We start from the raw sequence: 18184 nt of genomic DNA, 5'->3' as shown, positions 1-18184 counted from the left end.
ACTTCCTTTCTTTTCGCTAATTTTACTTTAATGTCATTTGTGGAGATTCTGGGTTCATTTGCATAAATTCAATCCGGTTTCCATCGGGATCCTTTACCCAGCATTGATAATTTAAATCTACACCTTGCTTCGGCTCCACATCTAGAGTCAACCCGTGGCTCTTGATATGATCCGCGATTTCATGAATGTTCTCGACTTCTAAGCATAAGTGAGAATAACCGATCGTATCTTTATCGATACTTACATTCTTACTTCCACCATAAAACAACTCGATGAATTGTCCTTCCTGCACTTTAAGATAAACGATCCATGGTTCTCCGTTTTCGGGTCTGTTTAATTCAAACATTTTTTTAAAACCCAACACATCACAATAAAAATGAAGCGACTTTTCCATATCCTGGACAGTATAGGCTGCATGACCAATTCCTTTAATCATTTTTAACTCCTCCAATGTGAGATATTTTCATTTTTTATCAAAATGAATCCGCTGAAGACATCACCCCTTTCAAGCCTTCGGGTTACTTAAGCGTTACCCCTTGACGGCCCTTCACTCAGCCCTTTCATTAACAGTTTTTGGGCTCTTTCTACGTTTTTTACATTCACATTTAATAGAAGAAAATTAAGTATTATTTGCAGTATTTTATGACAGGATTTAATTTTCTGAATTATTGCGACAAAGAAAGACTATCTTTCTCCTCCTTCTTTCAACTCTATGGTCACCCCCAATTTTGCTAACGAATCAAAATAGGCATATCTTTCATGTCCTTTATCCTGTTTGAAGGAAAGGGGCATTCCCAGCGTCTCCAAGAATCCGATCTCTCCCGATTTCATAGTCATTAATCATGTTATAAACACGCGTTCACAGATCGATAAAAGCAACACCTCTATGGATAGATACATAGAGGCACTCAGTTGATTCTTGCGACAGATTCACGTTCAATAAACTGCATATCCATGGTCACCTTAAGTGATTCTTCTCCTGCACCTTCTAGGATAGACTCTACTACCATTTTAGTCACCAATAGCATCATTTCCCGGAAGTTTGCCCGAAATGTGGTTAAAGCAGGCTTATAATAGGCGCTTAATTTCTGATCGTTCATACCGATAATCGATATATCTTCTGGAACTCGCAGAGAAAAATCGTTTAGCGCCCTAATAGCGGCAAATGCAATATTATCATTGGAAGCAAAAATGGCTGTGGGTAAATCCTTGGATTTTCGGACCAGATGCTCAATGGCGGTGTACCCCCCACCCTCGTAAAAGCCTGGAAGAATCCATCTGTCATTGATGGATAAGCCGTGCTTTTCCATTGCCGCCATAAAGCCATTCAGCTTAGAAGTTGTGGAAGACTTTTTCAGATCGCTCGTAATGATGCCAATCCGCTTATGACCCATGCTTACGAAGTAATCCACTGCCTGCATGATTGCTCCTTCATTATTGAAGTTGCATACGATCCTATTCGATTCATTTCGGCCCGGCAGGACCTGATCGACAATGCCCACAATGAAACCTTCAGCGATTAACTCTTCGACCAGGGGTTCATGGTTCGCTGCGCCAATAAAAATGCCTCCGTCAATTCTCCCTTGATAAAAGAATTCCTTCACATTGTGGACATTCTCAGGATCGGTTGTATCCCTGATCACATGGGCAAGCACATAAAATCCGTAAAGAGAGGCATGTTCAATCAAACAGGTGATTACTTCATTGACCGATGTGTCTTCAGATAGGTGTCCCCGTTCAATGATAAACAAACCCAATGTCTTGGTTTTCTTTCCTGCGAGAACTTGCGCTGATAGGTTCGGATAATAATTGTATTCCTTGATGACTTTCATGACTTTTTCTTTCGTTTTTTGGGGGACGTTCGGATAATGATTAATGACTCTACTAACCGTACTCCTTGATACTCCCGCAAGCCTCGCGATTTCTTCACTGTTGATATCTATTTTTTTCTTCAAGTCATTATCCTCATTTCACAATAATAGGCGCCTGTGAACACGCGTTTATTACGGTGCTATCGTACCATTAAATGGAAAAGACTGTCAATGATGTATTTATGAAGGATTCGGCGATCTATTTTACCACAGCTCTTTCCTGCATATCCAATGGTGCGAAGAGCACTGATTATGTCTTTCCGCGTATCCTTTACCGATGGGGTGAGGTCCTAAGCCTCCTTCATCATGGTGGCACTATCAGACCGTACCAGTGCTTTTTTATCCCATGCCCTACTCTTCCAACGCCAAGCGACAATCATTCCACGCAGCCATTCATCTGCGATAAAGGCTGCCCACATTCCGATTAAACCAAATCCGAAATGAATCCCCATTACATACGTAACCGGTACGGTAAAACTCCAAATCAAGAGGATCTGTACCAACATGGGAAAACGGGAATCACCCGCCGCCTGCAGCGATTGGACCATCAAGATATTAAAACATCTGCCAGGTTCCAGCAAAAACCCCAGTAAAAGCAAGGTTGTTCCCATCGCAATAATAACAGGATCATCCGTAAATAATTGAAACAGCGGTTCCCTGAATAGACAGATTATGGCCGTAGCCCCTAACGCCATACCGATACTGAACTTCAGGTTTCGAAATGCCTGCTGATAGGCCTCCTCTTTTTTTCCCGCTCCTACGTAATGCCCAATCATGATCTGTGTTCCTTTCGCCAGAGCAATCGACAGAACCATAATGAAAATGATGATATTTTGCGTGTAGATTCTCGTCGCTAACATCTGTGCTCCAAGGCCCGTAATAAAAGAGGTCGTTACAATTTGACTCGCCGTATACGACAATTGTCCGACAGAAACAGGACCTCCAATGGCCACGATCATTTTTATGTGATCCTTCTTCCATTGGACGGCTTCCTTCCACCTCAAGGGAACTTTTACCCTCTTGATGAGGACCACGACCATAACCATTAACCCAAGAGCCTGGCTGATCACGGTCGATAGCGCTGCTCCTTCAACCCCTAATTTAGGAAAGCCCAAAGCGCCAAAAATTAACAGGTAATTTCCTGCGATATTCAGGAGATTCATTCCTACCGTCACAATCATCGTGTCTCTCGTAAATCCATGAACCTGGACGATCGCTGAAACAGTAAGCATGACCGCTTGAATGAACACCATACCGCCAACAATGCGAAGATAAACTTCAGCTTGTGAGAATAGTTCTTTTTCTAGGCCGAACATTCCGATAAGAGGAGCACTAAATATGAACACACTCAAGCTAATCAGCAATCCGAACAGAAAATTCAATGAAATGGCGTTCCCTGTAAGTTGGGGTATCACGTCATATTTCCGGGCTCCAAGATACTGTGAAATAACTATAGCTGAACCCATCGCAACAAAGTTGAAAAGGAAAAATATAAACATGATGAGCTGATTAGATACGCCAACCGAAGCTGCTGCAGCATCAGACACCTTGCTTAGCATGAACGTATCGGCGGACCTCAAGATCATATGTAAGAAAGACTCAATAAAAATAGGCCATGTGATCGCTACAAGCGATAGTTTCTTCCTATCTACATTATTCATGTTGTCCCGGCCTTCCTCGGAAGTTTTATTCTTCGATTGGTCACTTCGCATTCATAGTCGGTCATGATAGAACCTCGACTCATTTTTCTCCTTTAAATGATATTTTCCAAATTATATTTTAGATTGAGAATATTGTACATTCATAAAACTCATCCTTTTTTGACCATTTCTAATTATTCTCAATAAAACTAGATTCACACAGATGGCAGCGACGGATCGAGCCTAATAAAGTTAATAGGCGGCAGGCTTGCCAGTACTTTATAACCTCCCAAGAATGAAACTGTTCGATAGGTAAACTGGCCTCGGATACTCAACAACTACATTTTCTCAACAATTGATATGATAGTAAAAAAAGTCTCCTGAATTGATCAAGAGACTCTCATTAACTATTTTATATATGATAGCAATTCATTTTTCTACATAAAGGCAACTTGGCTATCGCCTTTCCCCGATCTTGACATCAAGATTTTACCTTCATTTTGATAAATCAAAATGAACCCGCAGGTAGGGGAGCCTTTTAAGACTTGGCGCCCCAGCCAAGTTTTCTTTTCTGTAGAGGATATTATATATTTGCTAACGGTAAAGCTCTCCGTGCTTTACCTTGTAGAAGGGACAATTCCTTACCTGAGGGGGGTATACCCTAAATAAGCACTAATAGGTTATTCTTCATCATTTCGAAAAACAATATCCAAATCAAGGCTGAAATCCTCAAAAATGCTTACCGGAAGGATGTCACCCCTAGAATAAATACCCTTTCGCTTATATCCTTCTCCCTCAAGAAAATAGACCTCAATCGTTTTATGGACCGGGTCTACTATCCAGTATTCCTTAACCCCCGCCCTTTGATATCTATTGTACTTGGTCAGCCTGTCATGTTTTGCCGTAGAAGGAGATAATACTTCGATCAACAAATCAGGAGTACCCATGATCCGCTTATCCCCAATTTTGTTCTTATCACAAACTACAACGAGATCTGGAATCACCCATTCTTTAATCTGACCTAAATCCTCTTTTTCATCAGAAAAACAAACGTCTATTGGGGAAATAAAAGCCCTGCACTGTTTTCCTCTAAGATAACTTCCAAATTCAATGAATAATTCACCTAATATTCCTTGATGGTTTGGTGTAGGTGAGGGAGTCATATTGTAGATTTGACCATCGATGGCCTCATACCTCATATCATCAGTTAATTTTATATAGTCCTCGTAAGTAAAATTTTGTTTTTCTTGTGGTACTGTCAATGTCATCACCACCTAAAAATTTAATCTATCATCAATTATACCATAAGATGGAATTTGACTTCACATTGCCAGTGCAATTGAAAAAAAACAATTCTCCCCTGCACGCAGAGAAAAGACCAGTCACAAATGGACTAGTCGGAATGAGGATAGATCCTCTGCAATTGACACCTAGCTGATTTACAACAAACATTTCCTGGTTAATTTTTCAATTTCCTGGGACATATCAGAACAATTGTTATATAATGAATGATCATAGTCCATTTAAGGGGGATCATTGTGTTTCAGTCACAACGAGGTGCCTACCTATTTGCGACCTTTGTGACCATCTCCATGGGCCATAATATGATTCTGATAAAGTCATTGCTTTTTACTGTTGAACCGCTCGTTCTAACCTATATTCGCATGACGATTACGGCTTTGACCTTGGTATTGTTATCGTATACCGCATGCGGGTTCATATGGCCTCATCGTAACCAGTGGAAGCATTTGTTTCTCACCAGCTTTTTTGGTGTCTTTCTTCATCAGATCACTCTAGCACTTGGACTCCAACTGTCACAAGCCACGAATGGGGCACTCATCATGGGGTTAAACCCATTAACAACGACATTATTTGCCGCTTTGCTGTTGAAAGAACCGTTGAATAGAAACCACTATGTCGGAGTGGTTCTTGGTTTTATTGGAATCTTCTCGATTGTATTTAAAGGATTTTCTTCTCTTGCTTTTTCCGCGGGGGATATTCTGCTGTTCATTTCGATGGCTACTCAAGCTTTTAGCTTTATATACTTTCGAAAGTTAGCGGATACCATGCACGTTGTCCATGTGAATATGTATACCTATGTGCTCGGTGCTTTGATGCTACTGGTTGTGCCGATAGGCCAGGATATGTCTTCCTTATTTACATTCGGTGGGCTTACTTGGGGAAAAATTTTCCTTTCGTCCGCCGTGTTAACCACTCTTGGGTTTATTGGCTGGAATATTTGCCTACAGAGACTGGGGGCCGGAGGCGCGTCGATTTTCTTAAATGTCATAACCATTACAGCCGTTTTTGGGTCGGTCGTCTATTTGGGAGAAACATTACTGATTCAGCATATTGTTGGATTTATGCTAATCAGCGCAGGAATTTGGATTTCTACCAAACAACGCACAGTTAAAGCAGAAAAAACCGCATTAAATCAGAAGACTACAATCTCTTAGGAGAATTGTAGTCTTTTTCTTTTAAATGTTATTTCGAGTTCAATGGCTTTTCCGACCTGGTTCATATAAGGATCATACACTACAACCAACTCCTCATCGGCGTAACCATAATAGCCATAATCGCTCGCGCCCGAGAGAGGCAATCACAAAAAGGGTTGGATTCTCCATCCTCGACAGCCAAGACGCCGGCTTGTTTGCATTTTTTGTGCGGGAACTCTCCACTCCGGAATAAAAAGCATCCAAAGTCAACGTAGTTCCCTTGCGGATGCTCGCTTTATTTGATAGTGTTCTTCGGAAAGGACTGTGTCAGCCACAGTAGGAAAGCATCAGAGGGACCTGCCATTTGCAGGTCCCTCTTTCATAATGCCGGAGCCAGCCTTCCTATCATTTTGCCAGCTCTTCATTTCCGGTTAGCTCGGTTGGGTAACTATTTTGTTTATTGCCAGTGATCAAACTAACAAAAACAAGTGCTAGAATCGATAAAGGTAAGGAGATGAGTACCGCGTTCCACCCAAATGGCTTACCCATCGCTTGCCAGATTATCGTTGCAATACCTCCCGTTAATATACAGGCAATGGCCCCTGCCGTCGTGGCCCGTTTCCAGAAGAAGCCTGCTAGAATAACGGGTGTAAGCGCTGCTCCGTACATGGTGAAGGCAAATACGGACAATTCCAGAACACTGGTAAAGAAAGTACCAAGAAAATAAGCAACAATTCCAATCAGGACAACAAAGATGCGACTAATCTTCAAGTACTGTCTCTCATTCAATTCCCCTTTAAATCTTCCATACAAATCATATACGGCATTACCTGACATGGATAACAGGAAGGAATTTGCCGTCGTGACAAGTAAGGCAGTAAAGGCAGCTAGGATAATAGAGCCGACAGACAGTGGTAACACTTGACTTGCAATTTCTATGAGCGCGGTATCGGGCTTGATCGATGGCAGAAGTACGATCGCGGACGTTGCTAATAATGTAATTAAACTGTAGATAGACAGTACCCCAATGAAAAAGCCGATGGTTGATTTTTTGGCCACTTTTTCATCCTTGGAAGCCGAAAAGCGCTGAAGCAAATTCTGGTCCCCAATAATATAGATGAACATGGGTAAAAGGTAACCTATGAGCTGTGCTAACGTTAATCCCCCAGTCCAAGTAGACTGCTGATCGGGTAAACTAGCGGCAAGACCTGTGAAGCCTCCAACCTCTGACAAGATAAAGGGAATAGCTAGTATAAATCCAAAAACGATGATAAAGGCGCTGATCACATCCGTATAAGATACGGAGAACAATCCTCCTGTACACGCAAGGACAATCACCAGCAACACGGTCAAGAAGGATCCCGTTTGCTCCGGTAGGCCCGTAGTAATATGAAGGATATAGCCCCCAGCAATGAATTGATAAGATAGCACACTGATATAAGTAATGAGGATAAAAACGGCCGCCAGCAAACGGGTTAAGCTTCCAAATCGTATTTCGAGCATTTCTGGAACGGTGCGTTTCGCCAGTAGCCGTGTTTTAGCAGCTATAAAATACATGACGAGGATTCCTAAAGGAGCCCCTAAGAAGTAGAAGGCTGCCGCCATTGGCCCTTTTTGATAAACAAAGCCTGCCCCGCCTATAAGGGATCCAGAACCTACCCATGTGGCGGTCAACGTACCGATGACCACGATGAGGGGGAGACGATGACCTGCGACCATAAAATCTTCCCCGCTCTTTACCTCACGTTTACTAAAGTATATAGCAAAAATAACCATTAGGAGAGCGTAGATCACAATAACGGGCAATGCGGACATAGATCAACTTCCTTTCTACATGGCTTAAGAATGTAATTCGCGGAGAGGATCCCCCAACCTTTGTAATTAACCTCGAACGTCCTCCTTTCTCACTATTGTTAACTTTAAAACATTTCTTATTATTCTATAAAACAAATGTACACGATTTCCTATTGATAAGTCCAATATCTAGTTTGTTAATTACTAATAGTTTATAATTATTAATGAAGAAGAAAGGAGGAGATCAAGATGGAGTTACGGCATGTAAGATACTTTGTAACCTTGGCTAAAGAACTCCATTTCGGCCGGGCGGCTGAACGATTGCAGTTGGCACAGCCTGCACTAAGTCAACAAATTAAACAGCTTGAAACCGAAATTGGCGTTCCACTCTTTCATCGAACGAAACGGCAGGTCCATCTGACAGAAGCAGGAAAGGTCTTTTTGAACCGGGCCAATCAAATCCTCATCCAGGTCGATGACGCGTGTGAGGAAGCTAAAAGAGTACATAAGGGACAATCCGGTGAATTGAAATTAGGGTTTGCAGGGCTCGTCACCTTTGACCTTTTGCCATTCATTCTTAAAGTTTACCGGGAACACTACCCCAACGTGAAAATCGTTCTAAGGCATCTAACCACAGTTGAACAGGTGAACGGCTTGCTTGAAGAGGAGATTGACGTAGGAATTCTGATCCCCCCGATTGAAAGTGTATCCTTGGATTTAGAGGTACTAAGGAAAGAATCCTTTATTGTCGCGTTGCCTAAAAGTCACCCCCTGGCCCATTCTGCTACTACTCTTTTTATGTCTGAGTTAATGAATGAATCGTTTATCATGCCGCCAAGACTCTCAGGGCCAGGCTACTACGATGCCATTATCAGCTTGTGTTATCAAGCGGGGTTCAGCCCTAAGACGGTTCAGGAAGCGCAAGAACTGCAAACCATGGTGTCTCTTGTTGCCTCCGAATTAGGGATTTGCATTTTGCCTGCTTCTATTCAATACTTGAAAAATGAAAATGTGGCCTATCTCCCCATACAAGATGAATATACGAAAATTCATACCGCAATTGCATGCAAAAAAGACAATTTCTCTCCGGTTGTGCGTTCATTTCTTACCCTTATGAATGAGGAGGTCATTCCTCACCTTCTCGAGTCTTAAGGCAGAACAAATGAAAAGGCCGCTCCTCCTTTTCGAAGAACGGCCTTTGTTATCAAATCTTATTTCCTACACGAACCCCATCCGCAACGGCATCACTCATGGATCGCGGGGCAAGAGAGTCCCCAATCGTATACACATCCATATCTGGCTTTTGCTCTCTTAGCATCCCCTCGAGATAATTCAAGGAAACTCGGTAACCAGCGAAAACAATCAGATCTACATCATCTACCGCACGCTCCGTATCCGACCAATTATCACGAATGGTAAGCAACCCTTCACGCTGCCCAATTAAATTCTGATTAGGCGTTAATACGACGCGGCTTTGGGTTAGAGTTCTGAACATCGTGGGTTTCGTTGTACTGTCAAGATCTTCACAGACCGTTTGGAGCGAAGATGCCAACTCCACTCGGCCGGCTCCGGACTGGGCTGCAAATTTTGCCGCATAGGCCCCCCGCCTTCCTCCCGCATCGTAGATGAAAACCCGCGCTCCCGGTTCCATCTTCTCCTTGCCGGTAAGGAGGTCTACATCTGTTATACATGGAACCGCTAACCCTTCAGCCTCTCTAGGAATGATCGTCTTAGAGCCTGTCGCAAGCACAACGGAATCAGGATTAAGGGCAAGTATATCTTCCAGACTTGCCTCTATGCCTAAGCGTATATCCACTCCAAGCCTTTGCAGCTCGTGCCTAATCCAGTCAATATGCAAACCATAGTGCTCACGGTCCGGTTGCATCGCGCCGAAAAGGACCTGACCGCCCAAGCGTTGGGAGCGTTCAAAAAGAACGACCTCATGTCCGCGTTCCGCAGCCACCCGGGCCGCTTCCATACCCGCTGGACCGCCCCCTATTACAGCGACCTTTCGACATTCGGTGGTCGATTGAAAGTCATAGAAACGATCATCGCTAATGGCCGGATTTACCGCACAACCCATGGGTAGTCCATCATAGGTTCTTCCGATGCAACCTTGATTGGTTCCGATACATGGACGAATCTGCAGCACTTCTCCTCCCATGGCCTTTCGCGGCATATCGGGATCCGCTATGATGGCTCGAGTCATGGCGACCAAATCACAATCCCCTTCAGCAAGGGCCTTTTCAGCCTGATTGGGATCCAGTATGCGTCCAGCTACCAGGACAGGAACGGAAAGATATTCTTTCATCCTCCTTGACAAATGGTTATAAAGTCCGCGCGGAAAAGGATCCGGCGGCACCATGGCCGCCGTTAAGGCCGCCGTATCCCCGCTGCTCCCACTGATATGAAAAACATTAATCCGTTTTAAGCTATCGAGCTTTAAGGCAATTTCAAGCATATCGTCTTGATTGAGGCCAAGCGTTTCTTCCGCCAGAGGATCACCGGTCATTCGGAAACTCAGAATGAATTCGTCCGATACGGCTTCTGCGATAGCTTCCATGACTTCCATGGAAAAACGCATCCGTCCGGTTAAATCACCCCCGTATTGATCGGTACGCTGGTTGACCGCGGGGCTCCAAAATTGTTCAATCAGATGACCGCCGTAAGATGTAATTTCCATTCCATCAAACCCGCATCTCTCCAATAGGGCAGCTGAGGCAGCAAAGGCCTGAACGATCTCTTTAATCTGATCTATTCGTAGCGCTGCTGGAATTTCCCTACTGATCTTTTCGGCAATGGCGGAAGGCGCTTGAATCGGGTGTCCTGTAACCTTTGAATTTAAACGACGCCCCTTATGAGTCCCCTGAGCCATAAGCAAACTGCCATGAGCATGGATCCGATCGGAAAGCTCTCTAAACAGGGACTCGTTCTTCGGATTCCATAGGCTTACATACTTAGGATGAGTAGCTTTCTCGTAGACATTCCCGGAACCGAAGGCCATAATCAAGCCTGTTCCCCCTTCGGCCTTTCTCTCATAATAGCGAAGCAGCTGTTCATTCATAAGACCTCCATGGGCAAACCCTTCCCCATGGGCACTCGATACGATTCGGTTTTTGATTACTCGCTTCCCAATGGTTATGGGGCTAAAAAGTGTCGGAAATTGATACATATCCACATCTCCTTATAGTTTCGTAGGTGATTACCTATTCGAATTATTCTATAAATTAAATGTAAGACATGTTGAATAATAAGTCCAATATTCATTTAATGAATAACTAATAACTTATACTTATTAATTATAGAGGTTATAGCAAAGCACTTTCGTGCTTTACTCAACTGAGGGACAGTCTCTCATCAAGGTAAATTGGCCAGCTCATAAAAAATACTCTTACTCTTATTGTGAAGAAGTTGGCGTTCTATTGCATCCTGAATGTCCGTGAGGATGAGCATTGTCAGTCACTACCTTTCCAGCATTTTGATCAGAGCTCTGGATTGACGACCTTTGGCATTTTTCTCTTTAAAATGAATCGTCTATCCATATAACCTGCAATTAATAAGGAACGATCACAGTTAGTAGAAGGTTAAAATAAGTTTCAAACGGAACAGCATTCCCTTCCAGTTGAATATCCGTCGCACGATATTCGAGTCGTTTCACTGCGTGTCTAGCGGTTAGAATGTCTTCTTGCTTTGCTAAATCTTCTAGCTGAACCTCAAAAATAAATCGTTCTGGTGAATCGCTATGGACAAATCGAAGACCCTTCGTATTCTCTACCTCGTTCCATTGAGGATCTTCTGAAGCCAATGTTCTTGCGTCGGTACCTGGAACAATCATTTTATCCAGCTTTGGTGCATCAGACATGGCATATCTAGAAACTAAATGGAGTCCGTGTTTGGTAACTACGGGAACGGCCGAACGGGTAATGGAATGTACCCTGCTCGTTCCGGAGTCTGAATAAATATCAAATACGGAGGCCAAGGCCATTTCTTCTACACCATTATAAAGGAGAACCCCAGCCTCTGTTTTGTTCCACTGTAACATATTGTTCAATACGTAGGTGGAGAAGCGCCAATCCATGTAAAAGGGGTCTACTGTCGGATTCTTTACGAATTGATAGGAAGGATAGTTTATCTCTTTCGCCACTTTCTCTGCCATCGGCTCACCTAGGTTTTTCGAGATGACATACAGAGTGGCGTCAATTCCTGATGAAATGCCTGCAGAGGAAACCATGTTTTCGCCATTCGTTACAAATCGTTTATTGTCTTGCCATTTCACATCAGGAAATTTCTTAGTTAGATAGGGCATGGTCTGCCAATGAGTTGCCCCTAACTTCCCATCTAATAATCCGGTTGCTGCTAAATTGCCTGCTCCAGCACAAATACTTAATAATGTCGTATCTTGATGCTTTAGAATCCAATCGCTAACGAGTTCTTCGTTTTTCGTGTTCGTCATATAGGGAATGGCAATTATATCAGGGCTCTTACCTAGCAATTGACATTGTAAGCCAGCGCCCAAAACAAATTTTGTCTGATATTCACCATCGTTTTCCGACTCATAGAGATCGCTTCAGGGATACTGTCCAAATCCCCTCGCATTAACGTAACATCGGCGGATTCCATGGCTACGTCTGTTCCCGTTCCCATGGCCATTCCGATATCCGCTGTCGCCAGGGCAGGAGCATCATTAATCCCATCTCCAACCATGGCCACTTTCTTGCCTACTGCTTGCAGCTTCTTGACTTCCTTGGCCTTACCTTCTGGAAGTACACCAGCCAATACGTGATCAATGCGTACTTGATTCGCAATGGCCTTAGCGGTCCGTTCATTGTCCCCCGTGACCATCATGACCTCAAGCCCAAGCTCCTTCATACGCGTAATGGCTTCTCGGGAAGTTTCTTTCACGGTGTCGGCTACGGCCAGAAATCCTGCATACCTTCCATTGATGGCTAACAACATCGCGGTCTTCCCTTGCGATTCCAATCGACTCATTTCCTCTAAGGCACTCTCAATCCTAACCCCATGTTGCTCCATAAGCTTTCGGGTTCCAATTAATACTTCGTGGCCTTCAACCCTCGCTTGAATGCCATACCCCGGAATCGCTTGAAATTCTTCCGTCGATGGGAGAAGCTGTCCTCTTTTCTGAATCCCGCTCACGATCGCTTCGGCAAGAGGGTGTTCTGAATTCTTTTCTGCTGCACCAATGAACGAGAGGACCTTCGCTTCCTCATACTCGCCTACGATATGAATATCGGTTAGCTCTGGTTTTCCTTTGGTCACGGTTCCTGTTTTATCTAAAAGGATCGTCGTGATCGTATGGGTGTTTTCAAGGTGTTCTCCCCCCTTGAATAAAATCCCGAGCTCTGCTGCACGACCTGAACCTGCCATAATCGAGGTTGGGGTAGCTAGCCCTAATGCGCACGGACAGGCAATCACGAGAACGGCGATCGCTTTTTCTAGCGCTCCAGCAAAATTCCCTGGCTCCCCTAGAAAATACCAAACAAGAAAGGTGATGATGGCAATTCCTACGACGATGGGGACGAAGATTCCTGATATCACATCAGCGAGTCGCTGGATCGGTGCTTTGGAACCCTGTGCCTCTTCCACCACTTTGATAATTTGGGCAAGTGCCGTCTCTTTGCCCACCTTCGTCGCCTTGATCTGTAGTACACCTTCTTTGTTCATCGTCGCCCCGATGACTGAATCTCCCGCTCGCTTACGGACGGGTAAGCTTTCTCCGGTTAGCATCGATTCATCGACAGCAGAGGATCCTTCCATGACCGTGCCATCTACCGGTATTTTTTCACCGGGTTTGACGAGGACGAGATCTCCAACGACCACGTTCTCAATCGCTATACTCATCTCGACTCCAACACGAATCACGAGTGCGGTCTTCGCTTGAAGTCCCATGAGGGATTTGATCGCTTCCGATGACCGTCCTTTCGCAAGATTCTCGAACAGCTTTCCAAGTAAGATCAACGTAATCAATACCGCACTGGTTTCATAGTAAAGCTCGGAGGAGGGTTCGTAGATCGTGACGTATAAGCTATAGAAATAGGCCGCAGAGGTTCCTAGCGCTACGAGTACATACATATTCGCACTGCCGTTTCGAAGAGCTTTAAACGCTCCAATGTAGAACCGAGCTCCAATCCAAAACTGAACCGGTGTAGACAACGCAAACTGAAACCAGGGGTTCATCAAGATCTCTGGAGACCAGATCCAAGAGGTGAAAGAAAAATGGGTCACCATCGCCCACAACAACGGAAGAGTGAGTAGGATGGAGATGGATAGGATCCCTTGTTGCAAGCGGATCTCATGTTTCCGACGACCTTGATCTTGGTTCCCGCCCGATTGGGATTGGAGACTCGCCCCATACCCCAATTTCTCTACCTTTTTGATGATGTCATCAGCAGTGATCTCTTCTGCTTGAAACTCAACCCGTGCGGTTTCCATGGCTAAATTAACTGATGCTTTGACGCCTTGCATTTTGTTAAGTCCTTTTTCAATTCTCATTGCACACGCGGCGCACGTCATTCTGGATATCGCGAGCGTTTCCGTTGCCGTTGTATTCAAGGAAAGTCACACCCTTCTGTTTAATTCATTCTCTTGATTACATCATACTGCTGGTCACGAAACGCCAACGCGCAAACCATGCAAGCCTCAACGCAGAATTTTGCGGACTTCACGCAAAAAAGACCGGTCGTTTGACCGATCAGCGAAAACCTGTATAGGCGTTGTTGAACGAAATTATTTCGTTCCTCATTTAGAATCAGCTTTTTTCTCCCTTTTTCGTTTCGTTGTGTTTTATAATCCTGTAAATTCCATTGAGCTTCCCAACTAGAAAATGAGCACGAATGTAATACTTACCATTTTTATATCAGTCATTACCTTCATCTACTGCTTGTATCGTTTATTGCGAAATGAGCGTTTGGAGGACACCTGGTGTATGAAAATGCCTGTCTGGGTACCAGCTTGGGTGCACCGCTGGATGAACAGCTTGGATGAGCGTTAGTTTAATTATGAAGATTTGGATTTAGACTCCGTCTTTAAAGAAATGAACCTCTATATCTATTTTATAAAATAAAAGAAGCAGCATATCTGCTCCTTTGAAATGACCATCCGAATACCTCTCCATAGAACTTCTTGGTCCGTTCCATGTTATTCACATGAATTTGAAAATGAGTTAATCTTCCCATGATTACCTCCCCATACTTTTACAGGAGTTATTTAAGTAGCGGAAACCCAAACTGGGCTTCCGCTTCTCGTTTTCTTTATCTACTTTTTCAATCTGCTTTTTAGTTTCTTACGGGGATGACAAACCAAGGGAGCCCTTCTGCGTATGAAGTGTTCTCATACAAATCAAAGTTCAGTTCTGTTTGATTACCGCAGAAATAGAAAGAAAGCGCTCCTACAGCAACCTTAATTTGTGTGGGAAGCCCTATCTTTAATAGTCCGTACTAAACTGACAGACCCCGGGAGCGGGATCAAATCTTTTCTTTCATATTCCTAATCCAATCCTTTAACAAGGGAGCGTATAGGGTAAGTTTACTATATATTTCATTGGCTAGAGCTTCATTGTATGTATGAACCGTAAGATTTCGGTCATTGACCATCTGGAGTCCAAGAACGGTGGTTTCCTCGTCAAAAAGACCAATCTCGCGGAAAGTGCGAATCACACTTTTAGGAGAGCCAACATCTAATCCTTCAACATCATAGAGCCATTGTTTAGCTGCTTTCCATACAGCTTCAAATGTAAACTCAAACCGCTGAATCGAGGCATCCCGTTCAATGGAGTTTGGTTGTACAATGGCCATTACTTCTTCAAGGGTATTAAAGGCTTTTTCAGCTACATTTAAACGCTCTTGTAATCTCTCCATAATATCCCCTCCTTTTGAACTTTTTGACGAATAGCTGGATCAGCTTTAACCAAATCAACTATATCTATACGGTAAGGAATGAGTGATTCCTCTACAGCATCACGAAGAGTGTTGAGTAGCGATGGAGAAATACCCTCCTCTTCTGAATCAATTGCTATATCGATATCAGAAGATCGCTTTTCTTCATTTCTAGCCCAAGATCCAAATAAGTAAACAGAGACGGGATAGTCTTGTGTAGCTTGTACCACTATGTCTTTAACTTGATCTAACAGCCTTTCTCTATTCAACCTACCTTCGGAATGAACCACAATAGCCAACCCCTTCAGTTGTACTATCCTCATTGTATCATAGGGAATTTAGGGAAAACAGGAAAACTGGTAACAGGGAGTTAACTAAGAAGCCGTGTTGAGTTCAACACGGCTTCGACAAAATGCAGCCTATATGGATGAAGAAAACATAAAACGATTGAACGACTGCATTACTACAAACCGCAACGTTACGATAGTTATGAAGGCCAATGAGGAATTTCACGATATCATCGTCCAAGCCAGCCACAATCCTGTCATGGTGGATATTATTGACTGCATGCAATCTATCATCTACCTTTTCCGAAAAACTGTGTCCTCCATAACCGCCCTTTTCTCATTGACGAGCATGAAGAGATAAGGGCTTTATCGATCAATCAGTCAGCCACACCTGCGCCTTTCAAAATGAACGTAATCGCAAAACACTTTCACACTTTACCGAACTGAAGGGTAGTCCCTCATCAATTATTAAGCCGATTCTTTCATTTGCTTTGGATCAGTATCCTAACTTAACTCCCATTACCGGTGCAAAAAAGCAGGGAGATGAATACCGCGATCCCGTTCCCCCGCCTGAAAATGACCAAACTAAAAAATACCCCCTACAGGGTATTTATAAAGACAATAATCAGCAAAAGTCCACTGATAGTATACATGTAAGATGGAAGGGAGAGTAAATAGTGGAGATTCTCCACCTATTGATAAAAAAGAGAACGGGATTCATTTTGTAGGTGGAAAAAATCCAACTATTAGCTCTGAAAGCCAAAATTACAAGCTATATTGTAGCTGTAGTTATCGATTCTCCACTTATTTTCCTCTTTTACCTCTAATTTTTTCAGATAAATGGACTTTATACCACTAATCTTTACAACGTCCCAACTCGATGCCCTCACACTGTTGAGCTAAACTCCCCAATAGTAAAACCAACTACAACTCCTTGTTTCGCTCAAGCACCCTTTGTTCAACAAAATATGGATAATTACAACCTGTTATTTCTCCCATAGCTCAACCAATCTACCTTCAGGATCTTTAATCCAAATAAACTTACCAAATTCACTAACCTCTTTTTCCTTTACAAGAGGTACACCAATATGTTCAAGATGCTTAATAGTCTCGTTTAGATTATATACTTGGAAGTTTAACATCACTTGCTGTTCTGTTGGAAAATAGTTGTCATTTTCGGAAAAGAAGGAAAAGATAGTTTGATTTCCTGATTGTGGTGTAATAATGGTACCATTCCAATTCTCTATTTCAATTTTTAGCACTTCACTGTACCATTTTTTTATAGCCTCTATATTTTTAGTCCTCCAAAATATTCCTCCAAAACCTTTTATCATCATAATAAACTCGCTCCCTTCTCTAACATTTTAATTTTCCCATTAATTAGAAATCCATTCAAGGAAAAAAAAGTAAATTCCTTTGTCAACCAACCGACGGATGCTTGATGCCGACACGCGCTATCGATCACATTTGTTCAAAGTTTTCAGTCTGACCTTAGTTTATAGATGAAGCTATTTTAATTAACTCTTCCCTAGCTAAAGGGATTTTGCTTGGTCAGAAAGGAAATCAAAAGGAGCGATGGTGTTGAATCCGTCGCTCCCATTTCATCTACTGATATGTAAGAAATCAATGGATTTCCTATTCAATTGACTATCCCGATATGATGCAAGGATCAAAGGATCATTCCTCTATTTCGATGTCATGCTCTTTACACCATTCAATGACTAATTCCTTTATCCTCTTTTCCTTATATTCATACCATTCTTTTTCAACACCATGTTCGATGATCCCATCTTTAAATCTCCGAAATGCCCCTCTTCCTTGAATGGCTTCATACAATGTTTCTTGAATCTCTTGTTCAATAACGGTTCCAATAAAATCCTCTATAATTTCATACTCATCGTACTCGTTCCTCAACGTGAAGTCGAAGTAAATCCCTTCCTCATCCTCTAGGATTTCTATTGCTTTTTCAATATTCTCTTTTTGCCAATCAGGAAAGTTCTCGATAGGCTTCTCACTTTCTACCGCACGGATCTCTTCTTCCGATAATGTGATCACCTCTCCTGTTTGGGTATTGATATATGTAAATGTACCATTTATTTGTATTTCAATTTCTTCCACTAAATCATTCAACTTCACAGGCTTATTTTTCATGATTTTCATTCCTGTCGTTTCGTATTTTAATCATTTTGCTCCCTACCGCCATACCCTTGGGTTTCCGAGAGATATTTGATGCTGTTTCTTTCTCACCAAGTCCGTTCCATTGCT

At 42.9% G+C, this 18184-nt stretch carries 14 protein-coding genes and 2 pseudogenes; 3 read left to right on the top strand and 13 right to left on the bottom strand.

All coding sequences use genetic code 11. From position 1 onward, the window contains the following. Positions 1 to 22 precede the first annotated feature (22 nt). From EIZ58_RS11660 to EIZ58_RS11645, 4 genes are all read right to left on the bottom strand, one after another. Positions 23 to 436: a VOC family protein gene (locus tag EIZ58_RS11660; RefSeq protein ID WP_134701006.1), complete on the bottom strand. Its 414-nt coding sequence runs from the start codon at positions 434 to 436 to the stop codon at positions 23 to 25. A gap of 472 nt (positions 437 to 908) precedes the next feature. Then, the gene (locus EIZ58_RS11655) at positions 909 to 1955 is read right to left on the bottom strand and encodes a LacI family DNA-binding transcriptional regulator (RefSeq protein ID WP_134701005.1); all 1047 of its coding nucleotides are present in this window, start codon (positions 1953 to 1955) and stop codon (positions 909 to 911) included. 206 nt (positions 1956 to 2161) lie between these two features. Then, positions 2162 to 3532, bottom strand: coding sequence for an MATE family efflux transporter (locus EIZ58_RS11650; RefSeq protein ID WP_134701004.1), 1371 nt, complete (start codon positions 3530 to 3532; stop codon positions 2162 to 2164). Between the two features lie 659 nt (positions 3533 to 4191). Then, complete coding sequence (locus EIZ58_RS11645; protein ID WP_134701003.1) at positions 4192 to 4773, bottom strand: Uma2 family endonuclease; 582 nt, start codon at positions 4771 to 4773, stop codon at positions 4192 to 4194. Positions 4774 to 5049: 276 nt separating this feature from the next. Between EIZ58_RS11645 and EIZ58_RS11640 the strand changes: the two genes are divergently transcribed. Further along, on the top strand, positions 5050 to 5967 hold the full coding sequence (locus EIZ58_RS11640) for a DMT family transporter (RefSeq protein WP_167577630.1): 918 nt from the start codon (positions 5050 to 5052) through the stop codon (positions 5965 to 5967). A 384-nt stretch (positions 5968 to 6351) separates the two neighbouring features. Here the strand turns inward: EIZ58_RS11640 and EIZ58_RS11635 are convergent, their stop codons facing one another. After that, on the bottom strand, positions 6352 to 7761 hold the full coding sequence (locus tag EIZ58_RS11635; RefSeq protein WP_240689049.1) for a sodium:solute symporter family protein: 1410 nt from the start codon (positions 7759 to 7761) through the stop codon (positions 6352 to 6354). Between the two features lie 228 nt (positions 7762 to 7989). Between EIZ58_RS11635 and EIZ58_RS11630 the strand changes: the two genes are divergently transcribed. Then, positions 7990 to 8892, top strand: coding sequence for a LysR family transcriptional regulator (locus tag EIZ58_RS11630; protein WP_134701001.1), 903 nt, complete (start codon positions 7990 to 7992; stop codon positions 8890 to 8892). Positions 8893 to 8944: 52 nt separating this feature from the next. Here the strand turns inward: EIZ58_RS11630 and EIZ58_RS11625 are convergent, their stop codons facing one another. The 6 genes and pseudogenes from EIZ58_RS11625 to EIZ58_RS11600 all read right to left on the bottom strand — a co-directional run bounded on the left by EIZ58_RS11625 (position 8945) and on the right by EIZ58_RS11600 (position 15922). Next, positions 8945 to 10912, bottom strand: coding sequence for an oxidoreductase (locus tag EIZ58_RS11625; protein WP_134701000.1), 1968 nt, complete (start codon positions 10910 to 10912; stop codon positions 8945 to 8947). Between the two features lie 381 nt (positions 10913 to 11293). Then, entirely contained in the window at positions 11294 to 12193 is a 900-nt protein-coding gene (locus EIZ58_RS11620; protein WP_167577629.1) for a type 1 glutamine amidotransferase family protein, read from the bottom strand. A 32-nt stretch (positions 12194 to 12225) separates the two neighbouring features. Continuing rightward, complete coding sequence (locus tag EIZ58_RS11615) at positions 12226 to 14271, bottom strand: heavy metal translocating P-type ATPase (protein ID WP_134701952.1); 2046 nt, start codon at positions 14269 to 14271, stop codon at positions 12226 to 12228. A gap of 557 nt (positions 14272 to 14828) precedes the next feature. After that, positions 14829 to 14933: pseudogene (locus tag EIZ58_RS34365) on the bottom strand (VOC family protein); the annotation flags it as partial. 288 nt (positions 14934 to 15221) lie between these two features. Further along, the gene (locus EIZ58_RS11605; RefSeq protein ID WP_134700998.1) at positions 15222 to 15614 is read right to left on the bottom strand and encodes an HI0074 family nucleotidyltransferase substrate-binding subunit; all 393 of its coding nucleotides are present in this window, start codon (positions 15612 to 15614) and stop codon (positions 15222 to 15224) included. Further along, positions 15590 to 15922 carry a nucleotidyltransferase family protein gene (locus EIZ58_RS11600; protein ID WP_205672170.1) on the bottom strand — a complete coding sequence of 111 codons (333 nt, stop codon included), beginning with the start codon at positions 15920 to 15922 and terminating at the stop codon, positions 15590 to 15592. The genes EIZ58_RS11605 and EIZ58_RS11600 overlap by 25 nt, the downstream gene beginning before the upstream one ends. A 199-nt stretch (positions 15923 to 16121) precedes the next feature. On the opposite strand from EIZ58_RS11600, the pseudogene EIZ58_RS35125 reads away from it, so the two are divergent. After that, positions 16122 to 16279, top strand: a pseudogene (locus EIZ58_RS35125) (FCD domain-containing protein); the annotation flags it as partial. 626 nt (positions 16280 to 16905) lie between these two features. On the opposite strand, the gene EIZ58_RS11590 reads toward EIZ58_RS35125, so the two are convergent. After that, positions 16906 to 17253 (bottom strand): VOC family protein, encoded by a 348-nt coding sequence (locus tag EIZ58_RS11590; protein WP_134701951.1) that lies wholly within the window; start codon positions 17251 to 17253, stop codon positions 16906 to 16908. Positions 17254 to 17596: 343 nt separating this feature from the next. Next, positions 17597 to 18079, bottom strand: coding sequence for a UPF0158 family protein (locus tag EIZ58_RS11585; RefSeq protein ID WP_240689047.1), 483 nt, complete (start codon positions 18077 to 18079; stop codon positions 17597 to 17599). Positions 18080 to 18184: the final 105 nt, after the last annotated feature.

The organism is Ammoniphilus sp. YIM 78166, from assembly GCF_004522215.1.
In the GTDB taxonomy this organism is placed as follows: domain Bacteria; phylum Bacillota; class Bacilli; order Aneurinibacillales; family RAOX-1; genus YIM-78166.
Note: the sequence above shows the minus strand (reverse complement) of the source record. Positions and strands in the feature narration are given on the sequence as shown.